Source organism: Delftia sp. ZNC0008 (genome assembly GCF_000799035.1).
Taxonomy (GTDB): domain Bacteria; phylum Pseudomonadota; class Gammaproteobacteria; order Burkholderiales; family Burkholderiaceae_C; genus Comamonas; species Comamonas tsuruhatensis.
This window is the reverse complement of record NZ_JTKZ01000365.1, coordinates 1-17,106: the sequence shown is the minus strand read 5'-3', so window position 1 is coordinate 17,106 and position 17,106 is coordinate 1. Positions and strand designations below refer to the sequence as shown.

At 66.2% G+C, this 17,106-nt stretch carries 16 protein-coding genes; 4 read left to right on the top strand and 12 right to left on the bottom strand.

The window, feature by feature from the left end; translation table 11 throughout:
- The first annotated feature begins 86 nt into the window (after nt 1-86).
- Nucleotides 87-1,358 (top strand): amidohydrolase family protein, encoded by a 1,272-nt coding sequence (locus L995_RS12070; protein ID WP_047471997.1) that lies wholly within the window; start codon nt 87-89, stop codon nt 1,356-1,358.
- A gap of 35 nt (nt 1,359-1,393) precedes the next feature.
- On the opposite strand, the gene L995_RS12065 is transcribed toward L995_RS12070, so the two are convergent.
- Together L995_RS12065 and L995_RS12060 are read right to left on the bottom strand one after the other, a co-directional pair.
- On the bottom strand, nt 1,394-2,113 hold the full coding sequence (locus L995_RS12065) for a Crp/Fnr family transcriptional regulator (RefSeq protein WP_016451304.1): 720 nt from the start codon (nt 2,111-2,113) through the stop codon (nt 1,394-1,396).
- A 51-nt stretch (nt 2,114-2,164) separates the two neighbouring features.
- Nucleotides 2,165-3,076: a LysR family transcriptional regulator gene (locus tag L995_RS12060; RefSeq protein ID WP_047471996.1), complete on the bottom strand. Its 912-nt coding sequence runs from the start codon at nt 3,074-3,076 to the stop codon at nt 2,165-2,167.
- 151 nt (nt 3,077-3,227) lie between these two features.
- Between L995_RS12060 and L995_RS12055 the strand changes: the two genes are divergently transcribed.
- Entirely contained in the window at nt 3,228-4,220 is a 993-nt protein-coding gene (locus tag L995_RS12055) for a Bug family tripartite tricarboxylate transporter substrate binding protein (RefSeq protein ID WP_047471995.1), read from the top strand.
- The gene (locus L995_RS12050) at nt 4,217-5,509 is read left to right on the top strand and encodes a hypothetical protein (RefSeq protein WP_047471994.1); all 1,293 of its coding nucleotides are present in this window, start codon (nt 4,217-4,219) and stop codon (nt 5,507-5,509) included. The genes L995_RS12055 and L995_RS12050 overlap by 4 nt, the downstream gene beginning before the upstream one ends.
- Nucleotides 5,510-5,556: 47 nt before the next feature.
- Here the strand turns inward: L995_RS12050 and L995_RS12045 are convergent, their stop codons facing one another.
- The 4 genes from L995_RS12045 to L995_RS12030 are packed head-to-tail and all read right to left on the bottom strand — an operon-like array spanning nt 5,557 to nt 11,655.
- On the bottom strand, nt 5,557-10,155 hold the full coding sequence (locus tag L995_RS12045) for an IPTL-CTERM sorting domain-containing protein (RefSeq protein ID WP_047471993.1): 4,599 nt from the start codon (nt 10,153-10,155) through the stop codon (nt 5,557-5,559).
- A gap of 8 nt (nt 10,156-10,163) precedes the next feature.
- Nucleotides 10,164-10,685, bottom strand: a complete 522-nt coding sequence (locus L995_RS12040) for a phage tail protein (RefSeq protein ID WP_047471992.1) — start codon at nt 10,683-10,685, stop codon at nt 10,164-10,166.
- Nucleotides 10,686-10,690: 5 nt separating this feature from the next.
- Nucleotides 10,691-11,182: a phage tail protein gene (locus L995_RS12035; RefSeq protein WP_047471991.1), complete on the bottom strand. Its 492-nt coding sequence runs from the start codon at nt 11,180-11,182 to the stop codon at nt 10,691-10,693.
- Nucleotides 11,182-11,655, bottom strand: coding sequence for a phage tail protein (locus L995_RS12030; RefSeq protein WP_047471990.1), 474 nt, complete (start codon nt 11,653-11,655; stop codon nt 11,182-11,184). The genes L995_RS12035 and L995_RS12030 overlap by 1 nt, the downstream gene beginning before the upstream one ends.
- A 142-nt stretch (nt 11,656-11,797) precedes the next feature.
- Here L995_RS12030 and L995_RS12025 point away from each other — a divergent pair, with 142 nt between their 5' ends.
- The gene (locus L995_RS12025; RefSeq protein WP_047471987.1) at nt 11,798-12,169 is read left to right on the top strand and encodes a DUF6916 family protein; all 372 of its coding nucleotides are present in this window, start codon (nt 11,798-11,800) and stop codon (nt 12,167-12,169) included.
- Here L995_RS12025 and L995_RS12020 read toward each other — a convergent pair.
- The 6 genes from L995_RS12020 to L995_RS11995 form a co-directional block, all read right to left on the bottom strand.
- Nucleotides 12,156-12,680 (bottom strand): GNAT family N-acetyltransferase, encoded by a 525-nt coding sequence (locus L995_RS12020; RefSeq protein WP_047471986.1) that lies wholly within the window; start codon nt 12,678-12,680, stop codon nt 12,156-12,158. The genes L995_RS12025 and L995_RS12020 overlap by 14 nt on opposite strands.
- Complete coding sequence (locus L995_RS12015; protein WP_047471983.1) at nt 12,670-13,029, bottom strand: DUF6916 family protein; 360 nt, start codon at nt 13,027-13,029, stop codon at nt 12,670-12,672. The genes L995_RS12020 and L995_RS12015 overlap by 11 nt, the downstream gene beginning before the upstream one ends.
- A gap of 111 nt (nt 13,030-13,140) precedes the next feature.
- Entirely contained in the window at nt 13,141-14,070 is a 930-nt protein-coding gene (locus tag L995_RS12010; RefSeq protein ID WP_047471981.1) for a dihydrodipicolinate synthase family protein, read from the bottom strand.
- Nucleotides 14,071-14,081: 11 nt separating this feature from the next.
- Nucleotides 14,082-15,254 (bottom strand): L-rhamnonate dehydratase, encoded by a 1,173-nt coding sequence (locus tag L995_RS12005; RefSeq protein ID WP_047471979.1) that lies wholly within the window; start codon nt 15,252-15,254, stop codon nt 14,082-14,084.
- Nucleotides 15,255-15,282: 28 nt separating this feature from the next.
- Entirely contained in the window at nt 15,283-16,311 is a 1,029-nt protein-coding gene (locus tag L995_RS12000) for a 4-hydroxythreonine-4-phosphate dehydrogenase PdxA (protein ID WP_047471977.1), read from the bottom strand.
- Between the two features lie 7 nt (nt 16,312-16,318).
- A partial coding sequence (locus L995_RS11995; protein ID WP_047471975.1) for a Bug family tripartite tricarboxylate transporter substrate binding protein occupies nt 16,319-17,106 on the bottom strand: 788 nt, incomplete at its 5' end.

Sequence of the window (17,106 nt, the reverse complement as noted above, 5' to 3'; positions counted from 1 at the left end):
TTGCGCTTTCGGTCTGACCGCTGGCAGGCCATTCAGCGTGGTCAGGCAAGTCTGCGGGTGTGCGGCCATGCCCGCAGAATACGCAGATGCTTGATCTACTCGTCATTCACGCCACGCTGCCAGACGGCCGCCAGGACATGTCCATCGCCGTGCAGGGCGGGCGCATCGTCGAGGTCGCGGCCGGTCTTTCGGCGCCCGCCCATCAGGTCATCGATGCACAGCACCAACTGGTGTCGCCGCCCTTCGTCGATCCGCATTTCCACATGGATGCCACGCTGAGCCACGGCCTGCCGCGCGTCAACCGCAGCGGTACGCTGCTGGAGGGCATAGCGCTGTGGGGCGAGCTCAAGCCGCTGCTCACGGCCGAGGCGCTGATCTCGCGCGCGCTGGAGTATTGCGACTGGGCGGCGGCCAAGGGGCTGCAGGCCATCCGCAGCCATGTGGATACCAGCGATGCCCGCCTGCTGGCCGTCGATGCGTTGCTGGAGGTCAAGCGCCAGGTGGCTCCCTATATCGACCTGCAGCTGGTGGCGTTTCCGCAGGACGGCGTGCTGCGCTCGCCCGGCGGCGTCGCCAACCTGCGGCGGGCGCTGGACAAGGGCGTGGACGTGGTGGGCGGCATTCCCCACTTCGAGCGCACCATGGCCGAGGGTGCCGACAGCGTCAGGCTGCTGTGCGAGCTGGCGGCCGAGCGCGGCCTGCTGGTGGACATGCACTGCGACGAGTCCGACGACCCGCTGTCGCGCCACATCGAAACCCTGGCCTTCGAGGCGCAGCGCCTGGGCATGCAGGGCCGCGTGACGGGCTCGCACTGCACCTCCATGCACAGCATGGACAACTACTACGTGAGCAAGCTGCTGCCGCTGATCGCAGAAAGCGGCGTGGCCGTGATTGCCAATCCGCTGATCAACATTACGCTGCAGGGCCGCCAGGACAGCTATCCCAAGCGCCGCGGCATGACGCGCGTGCCCGAGCTGCTGGGCGCAGGCGTCAACGTGGCCTTCGGCCATGACTGCGTGATGGACCCGTGGTACGGCATGGGCTCGGGCGACATGCTGGAGGTCGCCCACATGGGCTTGCATGTGGCGCAGATGACCAGCCAGGACGGCATGCGCGACTGCTTCGACGCCGTGACCACGCGCGCGGCGCGTGTGATGCACCTGGACGGCTATGGCATCGAGGTCGGCTGCGATGCCAGCTTCGTGCTGCTGCAGGCGCGCGATGCGGCCGAGGCGATACGGTTGCGCGCCACGCGCCTGAAGGTGTTCCGCAAGGGCCGGTTGCTGGCCGAGGCGCCTGCTGCAACGGCTGCGCTGCATCTGCCGGGCCGCCCGGCAAGAATCGACTGGCGGCGCTGAACCGGCGTTGAACCGCCGGCGCGCTGGCGCCGGCCTCAGGCGCCGGCCAGGCTGGCCTCGCGCACGATGGTCTGCAGGGCCACCAGGTCCCTGACCACCAGGCCCTGGGCTTCCACGCGAATGCAGGCGTCGCGCTCCATGCGCTTGAGCTCCTGGTTCACGCGCTGGCGCGAGGCGCCCAGCAACTGGGCCAGCTCCTCCTGCACCAGTTGCAGGCCTATGCGCAGCTCGCGCGGGTCGTCCAGCACCTGTGTGCCGTAGCTGCGCGACAGGTGCAGCAACTGCTTGGCCAGGCGTGCGCGCAGGGGCAGGGTGTTGAGGTCTTCCACCAGCCCGTAGGTCTGGCGTATGCGGTGGGCCTGCAGGCGCAGCAGGGCGTCGTAGAACTCCACATGCGTGGCCAGGATGGCGTGAAAGCTCTCCTTGTCCACGCACAGCAGCGTGGTGTCGCCGTGGGCATAGGCATCGCGCGTGCGGGGCTCGTCAAGAAAGGTGGACATGGCACCGAACCAGGCACCCGGCTCCACATAGGCCAGCGTGGTCTGCCGACCCGACAGGCTGGTCGAGCTCATGCGCACGGCGCCCTGCGCACAGGCATACCACCTGTGCGGCACATCGCCGCGTGCATAGATCAGTGCCCCGTCCTTGAGCCGCCGGACCGTGGTCTGGCGCAGGATGTCATGGCGCAGCGAGGGCGAAAGGCTGCAGAACCACTGGCCGGAATTGATGGCCTCGCGCTCGGCGGGGGTGAGCATGGGCTCGTGGGTACTCGTTTGCAAACCGCTTGTCTCCAATCGGCCGCAATTTTAGGGCGTGCGGGCCTGCGGATAGGCGTGCAATTGCTCGCGCAGCAACTGCACGAAGCAGTCAGCCCTTTCGGTGGGCGCGTATTGGGGCGGCAGGGCCAGCACCACCTCCACCGCGCAGGCTGGATGCAGTGGCAGCACACGCAGGTCGCGCGCGAACACCGAGGCCACGTAGGGGTTGACCACGCCCAGCCCCAGCCCCTGTGCAGCCAGGCTGCAGATGGTGGAGGAGTAGGTGGTCTCCATGGTGGAGCCGGCCTCTATGCCCTGCTCCTGCATGGTGCTGCGCAGTTGCAGGTAGATGTCGTCATCGGCGTTGAGCGTCAGCAGCAGCTGGCCCTGCAGGTCGCGCACATGCAGCCGCGTGCGCGTGGCCAGCGCATGGTCCGGGTGCATGACGCAGACGGCGCGGCTGCGGTGCAGCACGGTGGCATCCAGCTCGGGCGTGCTCAGCGCCATGGTGCTGACCACCAGGTCGAAGTGGCCATGCAGCAGGCCCTCGCGCAAGGGCGTGGAGCCCAGGGTCTGCAGGCTGATGTGGGTGCCCGGGTAGCGCTGCGCGAAGCTGCGCACCACGGCCGGGATCACGCTCAGGCCCAGGGCCGGCGTGCAGCCTATGCGCAGCGTGCCGGCGCCGGACTGGCGCAGTGCGGCCAGGTCGCGCTCTATGCGCTCGCGCCCCAGGAAATGCTGCTGCACGGTGGCGAACAGTTCCACGGCCTCGGCCGTGGGGCGCAGCCGGCCCTTGTGCATGTCGAACAGCTTGAGCCCTGCGGCCGCCTGCATCTGGGCCAGCAGCCGGCTGACCGAAGGCTGCGTGGTGTGCAGCAGCCGCGCGGCGGCCGTGGTGGTGCCGGTCTGCATGACGGCACGGAAGGCCTCGATCTCTCGGGCGCTCAGGGGTCTGGACATGGCGATTCGGTCCTGCTCGGGGTGGCTGGCAATGTATATCTTTTCTGTATAGAGGCCACGAAAAAATGCATTTTTCCAAAGATGACAGGCTTTCTACACTGCCTCCATTGCATCGATTGCCCAGGCGCGGCAGCGCCGTCGAAAGGATTCCATGAACAAGACAACAGCACGTCGCACGGCCGCCGCAGTAATCGCCGCCGCCGTGGCGGGCATGGTGCCGGCAGCCGCCCAGGCACGGGACGGCTTTCCCCAGCCCGGCCGGCAGCTGCGCATCATCGTGCCGTTCACTGCAGGCGGCAGCTCCGACGTGCAGGCACGCATGCTGGCCGACCGCCTGAGCCGGCTCTGGGGCCAGCCGGTGGTGGTGGAAAACAAGCCCGGCGCGGGCGGTCATCTGGGAGGCCGATATGTGGCCGATCAGCCGGCCGACGGCTACACGCTGATGGTGGGCTCCATCGGCCTGCATGCCGCCTATGGCGTGTACGGCAAGCTGGCCTATGACCCCGCAAAGGATCTGCGCGTGGTGACCGTGCTGGCCGAGATGCCGCATGTGGTGGTGGCCACGCCCAGCCTTGCCGCCAGCAACCTGGCCGAGCTGACGGCGCTGGCCAAAAAGGCGCCTGGCACGGTCAACTTCGGCTCGGCCGGCGTGGGCTCGTCCGTGCACATGATGGGCGAGCTGTACAAGCTGCAGGCGGGCGCGCCTATCGTGCACGTGCCTTATCGCGGCAGCTCGGCCGCGCTCAACGACCTGCTGGGCGGCCAGATCCAGCTCATGTTCGAGAACCCGCCCACGGTGCTGTCGCACATACGCGGCGGCAAGCTCAAGGCGTTGGCCGTCACGGGCAGCCAGCGCCTGGCGGCCCTGCCGGACGTGCCCACGGCGGCCGAGTCCGGGCTCAAGGACTATGTGGCCACCTCCTGGACCACGGTGGCCGTCTCCTCCAAGGTGCCCGAGGCCATCGTCAAAAAGCTCAATGACGACATCCGAAAGGTCGTGGCCACGCCCGAGTTCCGCAAGGGCCTGCAAGAGCAGGGCATGAGCGCCGTCGCCAACAGCCTGCCTGAGGCGCAATCCTTCGTTGCCCGCGAAAAGCAGCGTTGGGACCGCGTGATCGCCGAAGGTCACATCTCTGCCCAATGAAACACTCCATGACTTCGAACCCCCCCGCATCCTTCGTCCCCTGCCGCCGCCTGGGCGATGGCCGCCAGCACCACTTCTTCGGCTACTACAACAAGTCCAGCTGGGACCGCAGCAATCGCCTGGTGCTGGCGCAGCAAACGCCGTGGATGGACCAGTACCTCACGCCCCAGGCGCGGGCGTCCATCGGCTACTTCGATACCGAAAACGGCGACCGCTTCCACGCCGTGGGCGAGACCGGCGCCTGGAACTGGCAGATGGGCAGCCAGCTGCAGTGGCTGGACGGGCTGGCGGGCCGGCAACTGATCCACAACGACAGGACGGCAGATTCCGGGGGGCGCTATCCGGGGTTCGGCTCCGTGGTCATCGATGTGGACAGCGGCGAGCGGCGCACCCTGCCCATGCCCGTCTATGTGGTGGCGCCCAGCAGCGCCTGGGCGCTGTGCGTGGACTACCGTCGCCTTTACATCACGCACGAAACCATTGGCTACAGCGAAGAGGGTGGTCCCTTCGCCTTGCCCCTGGCGCCCGAGGACGACGGCATCTGGCGCATGGAGGTCGCGACGGGCGAGGCAAGGCTGCTGGCCAGCTATGCGCGGCTCAAGGCCTTTCATCACCGTACATCGATGGACAAGGCCATCCACTGGGTCAGCCATATCGAGGTCAACCCGTCTTCCTCGCGCATTCTTTTCCTGCACCGCTGGACCGAACGCGTCAAGGACGAAACCTGCTTTCTGCACCGCCTCATCACCATGGCGCCCGACGGGTCCGACATGCGCCTGCTCGAATGCTCGGACCATCCGCTGCCCCAGCTGGCCGACGACTTCGACCCGATGGCCGTGGGCACGTTCGACTACGAAAAGTCCGAATACCAGATCTCGCATCCGCTATGGCGGGACGACAGCCACATCATTGTGTGGGGCCCGCATGCCGGGGAGATCCACTATCACCTCTATGACGATGTGGAGGGCGGTGACGTGCAGGTGGTGGGCGCAGGCGTGCTGGTGGAGAACGGCCACATGAGCTTCTCGCCCGTGGACACGCGCTGGCTGCTCAGCGATACCTATCCCGACGACCGCACGCACGAGCGCTTCCTGTTCCTGTACGACATGCACACGGGCGAGCGCCACGACCTGGGCAGCTTCTACGCCTCTCCCGATCTCAGCAAGGAAAACCGCTGCGACCTGCACCCGCGCTGGAGCCGTGACGGGCGCCAGGTCTGCATCGACTCCGTGCACGAGCACCAGCGGCAGATGTATGTGCTGGATGTGTCGGGGATCGTGCAGGCTTGACTCGGGTAGTCGGGGGCGCGTGAGCAGCCCCGGCTACCGTGTAGGACTCAGCGCGGCTTGCGCATTCGCGTGCGGCGTCCGGCCAGGGCTGCGACGCTCAGCATCAGCGCTGCCAGCGTCCACTGGCCCCATTGCGAAAGCGTGGGAATGGCCGCGGGGCTGCCGCCGGCAGCGGCGGCCAGCACGGCCACGCCACCCGGGTCACTGATGAAGGCGTTCACATCCAGGTCGTCATCGCCGTTCCTGCCGTCCTCAATCGTCAGCGTCACGCTGTTGTCGCTGGCGTTGAACTGCGCGCCGGTGAAGTGATACCAGTGCGGCGTTGCGTTGTCGGACGTGGGGCCGTACTTCCAGTACTGTGCATTGCGGGGCAGATTGTTCGGGAACGTGAGCTTGATGCTCACCGTGGATCCCGGCGCACCGTTGTGGACAGCGAAATCGAACAGGCCCAGCGGGAACTGAAGATTGGCAGGCGGTGCGTCGGCAGGTGACCTGATGTGCCCCTGCAGCGGGATGAAGCCCGCAGTCTGCGCCGGGCCTGTTCCCATGGGTGTGAACACCCATGGGCTTCCCGCAGCAATCTCTGCTGAGACCGTCGTTCCGCCCACGGTACCGGTGATGGTGCTCAGAGAGTGGGGGGGCAGGGTGATCGTGAATGTCTGGTTCACGGGCGTTGCCGCGGCGTACTCGGCATCGCCGGCCTGGCTGGCCTGCAGCGTGCAATCTCCCGTGCGCATCAGCCGCAGCGAGGTGCCCGTGACCACACAGGTCTGAGGAGTGAGGCTGCTGAAGCTGATCGGCAGGTTGGAGTTGGTTGCGGCGGCGTTTGCCAGCGACAGGGCCTGGGGGCTCAGATAACGCAGGGACGAGAAATCGAAGGTGATGTTCTGGATTGCCTTGCCGACTGCAATCTGTACCGAGCCGGTGGCCTGTGCATGGTTGGCATCGGCCGCCTTGGTCGCCGTCACCGTGCAGCTGCCTACGGCCGTGCCGGTGACGGTGTTGCCGAACAGCGTGCAGTTGCCAGCGCCTGCCGTCAGCGCCAGCGTGAGCACACCGCTGCCGCTGCCGCCAGTGACGGTGACCGTGCTGGAGTCGCCTTTGGGAATGCTGGCGGGTGATGCCACCACGGACAGGGCCACCTGGCTTGCCTGTGACACCGTCACCGAAGTGCTGGCCGTGGCCTCTTCATGGTCGGCATCCGCTGCCTTGGTGGCCGTGACCGTACAGGTTCCGACACCCAGGCCGGTGAGCGTGGAGCCCGCGATGCTGCAGGGGCCCGCGACGCTCAAGCCGATGGCGCCGGTGCCCGAGCCGCCCGTGGTGCTCAGTTGCGAAATGCCGCCAAAGCTGATGGCTGCAGGACTGGCCTGCACCGACAGTGCTGTCTGTCCAGCCTTGGCCACGATGACGGTGGTGCTGGCGCTGATGGCCTGGTGGTTGATGTCGCCAGCCTTGGTGGCCGTGATGGTGCAACTGCCGGCGCCAATGGCACTCAACTGGTTGCCGGTCACCGCGCAGAACTGGGCACCACCCGTCACGGCGTAGGTGACGGCGCCGCTGCCCGAACCCCCAGTGGTCGCCAGGGTTGCCGTGGCGCCGAAGGTCAGGGTCGAAGGCGTGGACTGCACGCTCAGGGTGACCTGGGCTGCAGGGGTCACGGTCACCACGGTGGTGGCCAGCGTGTCCTGGTAGTTGGCATCGCCCAGCTTGGTGGCGGTCACTGTGCAGGTGCCCGTGCCTTCCGCAGTGAGCGTGTTGCCGTTGACGGAGCAAAAGGCGGCTCCATCCGTGATGGAAAAGCCCACGGCGCCGGACCCTGCGCCGCCACTGGTTGACAGCGCGGCCGTGCTGAAGGCCGCCAGCGTGCTGGGCGTTGCCGTCGCCGTCAGAGCAGGCTGCTGGGCCTTGATCACCGAGATGTCCACGGTGGTCGTGGCGGCCAGGTAGCTGGCGTCTCCCGCCTTGGTCGCCGTCACGGTGCAATCGCCCACGGCCGTGGCTGTGACCGTGTTGCCTGACAGGGCGCAATAGGCCGCGCCTGCGGTTACGGCGTAGCTGATGGCGCCTGCGCCAGAGCCGCCGTTGGTGCTCAGCGTGGTGGTGCTGGCATAGGGCAGGGTCTGGAGTGCTGCACTTGCCGTCAGTGCAGCCTGCGGGCTCTTGTCATTGGTCAGCGAGAACGAGGTGCTGGCCGCCCCTGCCTGCGCCGTCACGGTATAGCTGCCGGCGAACAGGTTGGCCGTGGCACTCAGCGATGCGATGCCCTGGGCGTTGGTCGTGACCGAGGTTCTTGTGGCAAAGGTCGTGGATGGCCCCGATGCGGCAGGCGCATTGAAGTCCACCATGATGCCGGCAAGCGGCTGGTCGTCGATGTCGGTGACCTTGACCGACAACGGCGTGGCAAAAGGCTGCTGGATGCGGGTGGACTGTTGAGAGCCAGTGAGCACCGCCATGGCCGCAGGTGGGCCGAAAGGATCAATGCGAAATACCAGACCATTCGAAAGGCTCTCGTTTGCGCTGAGGGCGCTGTTCGCAGGGTTGGTCAGGCCGTTGGTGCCCGATGTGGTGGTGGCGCCGCCCACGGAAAGAAGGGTCCTGCCCTGCACATTGGTTGCGGCCAGGCTGCGCATGGCCTCGTTTTCCGAGGTGCCCAGGAACCCGGCATAGTCCCAGCTGTTCGGATTGTTGGTTGCGACGCTGACCAGGAAGCCGTCCTGCTTGCCACCTGGCGTGGTGGACAGGCCGCTTTGAGCCTTGACGGGAAAGCCTGCGCCATTGTTGGTGCTGCCCGTGGCGAACCAGCTCCTGCCGTCGCTGGCCAGCCCTTCCACGCTGTCGTAGCCATTGCCACCCAGGTAGGTGGCGTCCAGCACCTGGTCTCCTGATGCATTCAGGCGCAGCACAAAGCCGTCCATGCCGGTGCTGCGCGCGATCTGCGGCCCGAGGCCCTGGCGCCGTCCGCTGTTGTCGGCGGGAAAGTAGTCGGACCCGGTCTCCCCGCCCACGAGCAGTGAGCCGTCATACATCAGGTTCAGGGCCAGTGCACGGTCCGCACCGGCGCCCGAGCCTGTCAGCAGCGTGAAGTAGTCGAAGGCGCTGCCGTCGGCCCGGATCTTGGCGACGAAGCCGTCTGATCCATCGATGGCGCGCGAATTGATTTGTGTCCTGAGGCCCGTGGCGCCCGGCATCCCCGAGACAGAGTCGGTCGCGCCAGCCACATAGGCCGCGCCGGTGCCGTCCACGGCAATGGCATATCCGATGTCGGCGCCGCCGTCGCCGCCGATGTATCCGGCGTACTCCAGCCCGCTGCCTGAAGCGTCGATGCGGGCCACGAAGGCATCCCGCATTTCTGACTGCGCAGGGCCGGAGCCGTGGTTGAGCTGCGGTCCGTTCACGGCAGGAAAGCCTTTGCCTTCCGTGAATCCGGTCACATAGACCCGGCCAAGGGTGTCCAGAGCCAGGGCATTGGCCTGATCGTCACCCGTTCCACCAATCAGGCCCGAATACAGAATGCCGGCACCGTCTGGTGCCAGGCGCATGACGAAGGCATCCCTATCCGTCGTGCTCTTGCTGCGCCGAAAGCGTTGGTTGGCATCTGTGCCAAGCAGGGGGAAGCCGGTGGATTCCGTGCTGCCCGCCAGGTGGATGCGGTTTTGTATGTCCACGGCCAGGCCGTTGCAGGCGTCGTCTTCCGATCCGCCCACATAAGTGACGCTCATGGGGACACCCTTGGGATCGAATCTGACGACGAAGGCATCCTCGCCACCTTTGCTGCTGCCCGCGTTGGGCAGGTCGGACGATTGCGTCACGCCACAGGCGTAGGTGTTGCCGTCGCTGTCTCGTGCCACGGCGTTGACCTGGTCGGCCGAGTTGCCTCCGACCAGGCCCGAGTAGCCGGTCCAGGCCGGATCGATGACCAGCGGCAGGCCTTTGTCATGGCTGCCCAGCTCAAAGCCCACGCGCCAGGTGGTGGCGTCCACCTGCTCCAGCCGATAGCGGGCGGGCACGTCCACGCGGCCATTGCCCCGGGGTTGGTAAACCAGCGGTGCATCGTCGGTGAAAAGGTCGTTGCCTATGCTCCACTGCAGCGCTCCCGTGGGCAGGATGCGTGCATCCGTCGCACCTTCCACGCGCAGCCAGACCTGTGCGGCATCGGCACCAGGAGCCAGTTCAAACTGGTACTTCAGACCGCCGGGCTCGCCCTGGAAAACGGCATCAATGCCTGGCCAGACACTGCGGTAGCCCAGCGCACCGAAGCTGCGCAGACCTGTGCGCCATTGCGCGGCTTCGCCGACCAGCCAGTGGTAGAGCGTGGGCGAAGGCTGCATGCCCTGCGGCGTCGACATGGTCCCGTTCTCGAAGCTGTAGCGCAGGCGCGAATCCGGGCGCAGGCTCAGACTCCGGGCCACGCCGGATGCGGCCACCGACCGGCCTTGCACGCCGTTGATCTGGCCGGGCAGGTCGATGCTCATGCCTTGCGCATCGAAACTGATGCGCTTGCCTGCGGCCATGGCGCGAAAGCCGGCACCGGGTATCTCTATGAAGCGGTTGTCCCTGCCGGAGAATTCGCGTTGGACCAGGGGGGCGGCCTGGACCCCCGTGGTCAAGGCCAACAGGGTCAGGGCCGCAATGGAACTGCGCATAGGTGTACTCAGCTCCGAGGGGGAAAGACGCCCTGCAAGGCGATGATGAAATTCATGACCAGGAAGGGCGGAAGATTGTTGTGTGGCTGGCTGCCGCCCGCAGCTTGAGGGGGAGCCATGGTGACCGCAGAGGTGTTGGAGGCTGGCGCGATGTAGGGGCGCGTCGGTGCAGCGCCCAGGGTTGCGCCGGCCGGGCTTGCCACGGCGGGATCTGCGGGCGAAGCAGCCAGGGCCTGATGGGTGTGCCTGGGAATTTCCGATTCCAGCAGCGTCACGGTTTCAGTACCACCGGTTTCGCCCAGATCGTGCAAGGACAGCCCCGGTCCCTGGCCTGGATGCATGGGCATGCGCCCTTGAAGGTTGGGAAGAGAAAAATTGGATTTTCCATCGCCACCATAGGTTGTTCCCAGCAGGGAAAACAGCGCCGTGTTCTGAGAAAGCGGCAGGAGCTGACCATCGCAAAAGGCCCAGCCCTTGGGTGCGAAGTTGAACCCGCCAAGGCGGATTTCGGCGACGAAGGGATCGGACATGGTCTTCAGGTCTGAGAAGGAAAGAGGCCTTGCATGGCCATGCAAAAGCTCAGTGCCAGATAGGGCGGCATATTGAGGTGTGGCTGGCTGCCGCCCACATTGGCCAACAGGGCGGGCATGCTCGTATTGCCGCTTTGCGCATAGTGGCCGCGCGCCGCTGCAGGCAGGTTGCCGTTGCCCGATGTCGCCTGGCCCGTGGTGCCGGAAGCGGCCATGGCGTGGCTGTGCTGCGGTATCTCTGGCAGGGTCAGGGTATGGGCTTGCTCGCCTGCTCTCTCCCCCAGCGTATGGCCGGCCCCCATGTGCATGGGCATGCGGCCGCGCAGGTCGGGCAGTGCAAAGTTGGTCTGCCCGTTGCCACCGTAGGTGGTGCCCAGCAGCGAGAACAGTGCCTGGTTCTGGTTGATGGGCAGCAATTGCCCATTGCAAAGGGCCCAGCCTTTGGGGGCGAAGTTGAAGGAGAAGACGCGAACCTCTCCGAGAAAAGGGGTAGACATCAGGTGGGTGAGGGATAGATGCCGAACAGCGAGATGATGAAGTTCACGCAAAGATAGGGCGGCATATTGGTATGCGGCTGTGACCCACCGACCGCGCCCACCATCGAGGCCGCCATGGGCGTAGCGGGGGCACCGTTCGCAAAGGCCTTGTGATCCCTGTGCTTGGCAAACACCGCATCGGCGGGCGAGGCCAGAAAGCCGGTGCCGGAGGACGCGGGGACGCCGTGCGTGTGGGCTGGAATCTGATTGACGGTCAGCGTGACCTCTTCGACTCCAGCGGCCTGTGCCAGCGTGAATTCGTTGCCTGCGTGCAGGGGGATGCGGCCACGCATGTCTGGCAGGGCGAACGTGCTTTGGCCATCACCGCCGTATGTCGTGCCGATCAGAGTGAAAAGGGTTTCGTATTCCGAGATGGGCATTTGCTGCCCTTCGCAGAACATCCAGCCTGATGGCGCGAAGTTGCCGGCAAACATCCGGATTTCCCCAACATAGGGTTGAGCCATGGCAAAGTGGGGTGAAGTTAGAAAACGTTAATAATTGCAAAATAGTTTAGTATGCCAACCTGTTGTGCGGCAAAAATATTTCGCTGCCGTTGCTTTGGCAGGAAGGGCCACGATGAAGACAGGACGCCGTGCTTTCATGCAGGTTGCTGGGGCCTTGCCCGCTGCAGCGGCCGTTTCCGGGATTCCAGTGATCGCCTGTGCGGCTGGCATGGAGTTGCGCCGCAGCCACTTTCAGCCGCTGCTGGGCCATAGCTTCTCGGTAGCAGGAGAAGTTTCCGAGTTACGTTTGGTTTCGTTGGCAGCGCTGCCGCACACACTGCAGGGCGACCGCTCTTTCAGCGCACTGTTCGAGTTGTCCCGCCCTGGTGCCTTGCCACAGAACACCTGGGAAATCGCTCACCCGGCTCTGGGACGCCACGCTGTTTTCCTGAGTCCCAGCGACGCGCAAGGCGGTCTGCTGGAAGCCGTGTTCAACCGCGGCTGAGCGCCGCGGTCCTGCGCATGCGCAGGTAGATGCCTTCCTGGTCCTGCTCGACAAAGCCCAGGCGCGTATACAGGCGCCGGGCTGGATTGTTGGCTTCCACGAACAGCTGCATGTCGCGCCCTTCTTGATCTGCCCAGCCGGCCAGCCATTGCATGAGGGCCGTGCCCAGTCCCTGGCCTTGAACAGCGGCGTCGAGCGAGATGTCCATCACTCCCAACGGCCCGGGTGCGAGATTGAGGTAGAGCCGGCCTATAGGCAGACCTGCCCTCTCGATCACGAAAAACGCGCTGTGTGCGTAGTGCTTGCGGTAGTGCTGGTCCTGCAAAGCGAACTGCGAATCGCAGAAGGCATGCTTTTCAGCTTCGCTCCAGGGCACGTGCGCCAGTTCGGCAGCGCGTACCTGGCGGTACAGGGCGCGGAGAAAAGCGTAGTCGGCTTCTTCGGCCAGGCGCAGCCGCACATCCTCCAGATTCAGCGGCGGCAGCTCGGGCACGAACGGCTCAGATGGCATGGGAAAAGCAGGCCTCGTAATCGACATGGCCTGCCGACTGCGCAATGGGCGTGATGAAGATGGCGTAGTCACCGAGCTGTGCATGGCGCACGCGGTAAGTGCGCTGCGGCAGCTGCGGCTGGCGCGGACCGCGAAACACCAGGGAGAACTGCAGCATGCCGGGCGTGTCGGCCGATGTCTGCGTTGCGCCGAGCACTTGCATATCGATGCCGATGGTGCGCTCGCCCTCCGCCGTGAAGAAGCTCACGGTCTGCTGGGCCAGGGCCTGGGCGTCGCTCCAGGTCAGGACTCTTGCATACAGCGCGTCGTCCAGCTCGAAGTCGGAAGGGGGCAAAGAGGTGGCGGACATGGGCGGCAGTCGATTCATTGGGGCTGGGCAGGCAGAGCGGCAGCATAGCCCATGCGCAGGCGGCTGCAGCCCTCTGGTGCCCCTCTAATGCGCCCCCAACAACCCAATCCCTCAGCGCCCCCAGCGCAGCACCAGCGGATCGAGCCGCCGCGCAATGTCCAGCAGCTGGCGGCGCACCTCGGGGTGCATGGGCGGCCAGGGCGCGCGCGGCGCGTCGCAGGCGATCACGCCGCCGGCCTTCATCAGCGCCTTGGCGGCCAGGAAGCCGGCCTGGCGGTTTTCGTGGTTGATCAGCGGCAGCCAGCGCTGGTAGAGGGCGAATGCGGTGTCGGGGTCGCCGTTTCTGTGCGCTTCGATGATGGGGCGTATGCCGTCGGCAAAGCCGCCGCCCGTCATGGAGCCCGTGGCGCCGGCCTCCAGGTCGGCCAGAAGGGTGATGCCTTCCTCGCCGTCCCAGGGGCCTTCGATGGCCTCGCCGCCCAGGGCGATGAGTTCGCGCAGCTTGCCGGCGGCGCCTGCGGTTTCCATCTTGAAGTAGCAGACCTGCTCGATCTCGCGGGCCATGCGCGCGAGGAAGGCGGGGGACAGCGGCGTGCCTGCGGCGTGCGCGTCCTGGACCATGATGGGAATGGTGATGGCATCGGACACGGCCTGGAAGAAGCCCTGGATCTGGGGTTCGCCGAAGCGGAAGGTGGCGCCGTGGTAGGGCGGCATGACCATCACCATGGCCGCGCCCATGTCCTGCGCGCGGCGGCTTCGCTCGGCGCACACGCGCGATGAGGTGTGCGTGGTGGTGACGATCACGGGCACACGGCCCGCCACATGTTCCAGCGCCGTGCGCGTGAGGATCTCGCGCTCGTCATCGGCCAGCAGGAACTGCTCGGAGAAGTTGGCCAGGATGCACAGGCCATCCACGCCCGAGTCGATCATGAAGTCCAGGCAGCGCCTCTGGCTGGCCAGGTCCAGCGTGCCGTCCTCGTGGAAGGTGGTGGGTACCACGGGAAAGATGCCGCTGTAGCGCGGCCGAGAAACTCCGGGCATGGCGTGCTCCCTCATTCGACGATGCGGAACTGGTCCAGGTACTCGGTCTTGAGCGTGAGGCCCAGGCCCGGCACATCGTCCCTGAGCTGCAGGAAGCCGTTCTCGGCCACGGGCTCGCCGTCGAAGATGTACCAGAACAGCTCATTGCCCACTTCCACGTCGAAGATGGGAAAGTACTCGGCCATGGGCGAGGCCAGCGTGCTCATGGTCAGGTGGTAGTTGTGCATCTGGCCCGCATGCGGGATGACGGGCACGCTGAACGCCTCGCACAGCGCATTGATCTTGTGCGCGGCCGTGATGCCGCCCACTCGGTTGGTGTCGTACTGCACGACGCTGACGGCCTTTTTGTCGAGCAGCTGCTTGAAGCCGTAGAGGCTGAACTCGTGCTCGCCGCCCGAGATCGGAATGCTGGTGAGGCGGCTGAGTTCGGCGTAGCCGTCGATGTCGTCGGCGATCACGGGCTCCTCCAGCCAGCGCGGCTCGAACTTCTCCAGCTTGGGCAGCATGCGCCTGGCGTACTCCAGGTTCCAGCCCATGTAGCACTCCAGCATCAGGTCGCAGTCGTAGCCTATGACTTCGCGCACGGCCTCGACCGAGCGCAGGTTCTCGCGCACACCTTCCTGCAGATGGGCCGGGCCGTAGCCGAAGCGCATCTTGAAGGCCTTGAAGCCCTGGTCCAGGAATTTTTGCGCCTCTTGCTGCATGGCCTTGAGGTCGGTGCGGTAGAGCTTGCTGTAGTAGCAGGGAATCCTTTCCTTGGTGCGCCCGCCCAGCAGCTTGAACACGGGCTTGTTCACGCTCTTGCCCAGGATGTCCCAGATGGCCAGGTCCACGGCCGAGATGGCGGCCATGGTCACGCCCTTGCGGCCCCAGGCGTGCGTGGCGCGGTACATGCGCTGCCACAGGTATTCGTAGTCCCACGGGTCGTGGCCGATGACCAGGGGCGCCAGGTACTCGTCGATGATGGCCTTGGCGATGCGCGGCGCCAGCGCCACGTTGCCCAGGCCGACGGTGCCGTCATCGGTCTCGATCTCCACCACCGTCCAGGAATGGAAGCGGAAGGTGGACATGGTTTCCTGCGGCGCATAGAGCAGGTCCATGGCGTTGGAGCAGAAGTTGCCCTGGGGCGGCACGGTCTTGCCTTGCCACTCGTAGACGCGGGCGCGGACGGATTTGATTTTCATGATGGTGAGGGCGGGGGAGTGAAGTCAGTCAGGACAGGCGCGCGGCGCCCATGCGGCAGGCGATCAGAAAGGCCTGCCAGGTGGCCTCCACGCTGGCCCGGCCCTGGCCCGCGATGTCATAGGCCGTGCCGTGGGCCGGCGTGGTGATGGGGATCGGCAGGCCGCCCTGCACGGTCACGCCGCGCGAGAAGCCCAGCAGCTTGATGGCGATCTGGCCCTGGTCGTGGTACATGGTCACGATGGCCTGGTACTCGCCCGCCTGGGCCTTCAGGAAGATGGTGTCGGCCGGGAAGGGGCCGTGGAACGGGTCGGGCGTGGGCCAGTCGCGGGCCTGCAGCGCGCGCACGGCCGGCGCGATGATGTCGATTTCCTCGCGCCCGCAGGTGCCGCCGTCGCCGTTGTGCGGGTTGAAGCCCGCAATCGCCACCTTGGGGGCCGCCATGCCGCTGGCCAGCAGCGCGCGGTAGATCAGCTCGGCCGCCTGGGCGATGCGCTCCTGGCTCAGATAGCCGGCCACGTCCCTGAGCGGCACATGGGACGAAATGCGCGAGGTCCACAGATCGCCCAGCGTGTTGAATTCGCAGAAATAGCCGCTCACACCCAGGTACTCGGCAAAGTGGTGCAGCTCGTCCTCATGGCGCAGGCCGCCCAGCTTCATGGCCTGCTTGTTGAGCGGCGCAAAGCAGATGGCGTCGATCTGGCCGGCCTGGGCCGCGTCCATGCACAGGTCCAGCACCTGCAGCACCGAGCGCCCGCCTGCGGCTTCGGCACGACTCTGGTGCACGGCATCGGGGGCCACCGTGTCCAGGGCCAGGAAGGCGGGCAGGGCGGTATCGGTGCGGCCACGTGCATGGGCCATGCTGGCGATGGGTGTGGTGGCCACCTGCAGGCCCGCGATGCGCTGGCCCTGCTGCCACAGCCAGGGGTCGCCGGCCAGCACGATGTTGGCGTTTTGCATGGCCTCGGGCCGCGCCAGCAGGCGTGCGATCAGTTCGGCGCCTATGCCGGCGGGATCGCCCAGGGTCAGGGCGACGACGGGAAGTTCGGATGCGGGCATGTGCGGCTCAGTCGATCTTGATGTGGTTCTTGCGGATGATTTCGCCAAAGCGCTGGTACTCTGCGTTGTGCAAGGCAATGAACTCCGCCTGGCCCATGGGCTGCAGCTCGGCGCCCACGGCCTCCAGGCGCGTGCGCGTCTCGGGCATGGCCAGCACCTTGTTGACTTCGTCGTGCACCCGGGCCTGCACGGCGCGGGGTGTGGCCGCTGGCATGTAGATGCCGTACCAGGCGCCTATCTCCACGCCGGGCAGGCCGGCCTCGGCCAGCGTGGGCACCTGGGGCAGCTGGGCGTTGCGGCGCGGCGACGTCACGCCCAGCGGGCGCAGCTTGCCGGCCTTGATCTGGCCGATCACCGAAGGCATGGTGTCAAAGCTCATCTGCACCTGGCCGCTGACCAGGTCCACCAGGGCGGCGGCGCTGCCCTTGTAGGGCACGTGGGTCAGTTCAATGCCGGCCGCGTCCTTGAACATCTCGGCCGCGATGTGCTGGGTGCTGCCCGTGCCGCTGCTGGCGAAGTTGATCCTGCCGGGCTCCTTGCGGGCCAGGGCGACCAGTTCCTGCACCGAGTTGGCGGGCAGGTTGTTTCCCACCACCAGCACATTGGGCACTGCGCCCACATAGGCCACGGGCACCAGGTCGCGGTTGCTGTCGTAGCCCAGCTTGAGCAGGTGCGGGGCGATCGCATGGGCCGTGACCACGCCCATCACCATGGTGTGCCCGTCCGTGGACTTGGCCGTCATGTCCACGGCCAGGGTGTTGGAGACGCCGGGGCGGTTTTCCACGATCAACGCGG

Excerpts from the sequence above, each read along its gene's own strand:
- L995_RS12010 (WP_047471981.1), bottom strand. The coding sequence starts at position 14,070 with ATGCCCGGAGTTTCTCGGCCGCGCTACAGCGGCATCTTTCCCGTGGTA.
- L995_RS12065 (WP_016451304.1), bottom strand. The coding sequence starts at position 2,113 with ATGCTCACCCCCGCCGAGCGCGAGGCCATCAATTCCGGCCAGTGGTTC.
- L995_RS12045 (WP_047471993.1), bottom strand. The coding sequence starts at position 10,155 with ATGCGCAGTTCCATTGCGGCCCTGACCCTGTTGGCCTTGACCACGGGG.
- L995_RS12040 (WP_047471992.1), bottom strand. The coding sequence starts at position 10,685 with ATGTCCGATCCCTTCGTCGCCGAAATCCGCCTTGGCGGGTTCAACTTC.
- L995_RS12000 (WP_047471977.1), bottom strand. The coding sequence starts at position 16,311 with ATGCCCGCATCCGAACTTCCCGTCGTCGCCCTGACCCTGGGCGATCCC.
- L995_RS12020 (WP_047471986.1), bottom strand. The coding sequence starts at position 12,680 with ATGCCATCTGAGCCGTTCGTGCCCGAGCTGCCGCCGCTGAATCTGGAG.
- L995_RS12060 (WP_047471996.1), bottom strand. The coding sequence starts at position 3,076 with ATGTCCAGACCCCTGAGCGCCCGAGAGATCGAGGCCTTCCGTGCCGTC.
- L995_RS12035 (WP_047471991.1), bottom strand. The coding sequence starts at position 11,182 with ATGTCTACCCCTTTTCTCGGAGAGGTTCGCGTCTTCTCCTTCAACTTC.
- L995_RS12070 (WP_047471997.1), top strand. The coding sequence starts at position 87 with ATGCTTGATCTACTCGTCATTCACGCCACGCTGCCAGACGGCCGCCAG.
- L995_RS12050 (WP_047471994.1), top strand. The coding sequence starts at position 4,217 with ATGAAACACTCCATGACTTCGAACCCCCCCGCATCCTTCGTCCCCTGC.
- L995_RS12030 (WP_047471990.1), bottom strand. The coding sequence starts at position 11,655 with ATGTTTGCCGGCAACTTCGCGCCATCAGGCTGGATGTTCTGCGAAGGG.
- L995_RS12005 (WP_047471979.1), bottom strand. The coding sequence starts at position 15,254 with ATGAAAATCAAATCCGTCCGCGCCCGCGTCTACGAGTGGCAAGGCAAG.
- L995_RS12015 (WP_047471983.1), bottom strand. The coding sequence starts at position 13,029 with ATGTCCGCCACCTCTTTGCCCCCTTCCGACTTCGAGCTGGACGACGCG.
- L995_RS12055 (WP_047471995.1), top strand. The coding sequence starts at position 3,228 with ATGAACAAGACAACAGCACGTCGCACGGCCGCCGCAGTAATCGCCGCC.
- L995_RS12025 (WP_047471987.1), top strand. The coding sequence starts at position 11,798 with ATGAAGACAGGACGCCGTGCTTTCATGCAGGTTGCTGGGGCCTTGCCC.